General features: G+C 55.0%; 1 protein-coding gene. It reads left to right on the plus strand.

The features are described 5' to 3' along the window. On the plus strand, positions 1-1,045 hold a 1,045-nt coding region (locus tag OKC30_RS21015; protein WP_270809824.1), incomplete at its 5' end, for an IS4-like element ISAeme4 family transposase. Positions 1,046-1,058: the final 13 nt, after the last annotated feature.

A 1,058-nucleotide genomic window follows, 5' to 3' on the forward strand; every position in this document is an offset into this window, starting at 1 on the left:
CTACAAGCCCTTTCACAACCAGTTGCGCAAAGCGTCGTTCGCCCTGTTCATGAAGGCGCTGGTTGAACGGGCTATCGCCTTGCGTATCGGCCAACAGATGAAGACTGCATCCCTTGGCGCATTCAAACAGGTGTTGTTGCAGGATGGTACTTCCTTTGCCGTCCACAAAAGCCTGGCCGAAGTGTTTCCGGGAAGGTTCAAGACCATTAGCCCGGCGGCAATCGAGTGTCATATGCTCATGTCTCTATTGGAGCAAAGTCCAGTTTGCATGCAGGTCTCTGCCGATACGGCGTCAGAGCGCCAGTTCCTGCCTGAGCCCGAGCGGCTCAATAACAGCCTGCTGTTGGCGGACGCGGGTTACATCGATATGGCCTACTTTGCGAAACTAAACGAGGCGGGCGGTTTCTATCTGGTCAGGGGTAGTAAGAGCCTGAACCCGAAGATTATCCGGGCATGGCGCGGTGACGAACGGGAAGTGCCGAAGCTGGCGGGCCTGTCACTCAAGGATGCTGGACGGCGGCACTGTCGGGCAGAGGTACTGGATATGGTGGTGAAATCGGGCAAGTTCGAGTATCGGCTGATCCGACGCTGGTTTGCCGAGGAGAAACGGTTCTGTATCTGGATGACCAATCTGCCACGAGAGGCATGGCCAGCAGAGCGGGTGATGAGCCTGTACCGCTGTCGTTGGCAGGTGGAGCTGCTGTTTAAGGAGTGGAAGTCGCACAACCGGCTCAAGGGCTTTGTGACAGGTCAGAAAGCCATTGCCGAGGGGCTGGTGTGGGCCAGCCTGTTGTCGCTGGTGATGAAAAGACGGGTAGCTCAGACGCTGATGGGGGACGGTTTATCCACACTGAAAGCGGCGAAAAATAGCGGAACCTGGTGGTTCCCGTTATTGGAAGCGGTGGCTCATCGGGTGTTGGTGGAAATAAGAGAGCGTCTGGAATGGGCTGCCGTTTACTTGGCGAAAAATGCCCGTCGAACCAAGCAGCGAAAATCGATACAGAACAGGACCTTAGAAGGAATTTCAAATGAAGTGTTTTCTTAAGGTCCTGTATATG

This window comes from Aeromonas sp. QDB18, assembly GCF_027705325.1.
Lineage (GTDB): Bacteria > Pseudomonadota > Gammaproteobacteria > Enterobacterales > Aeromonadaceae > Aeromonas > Aeromonas caviae.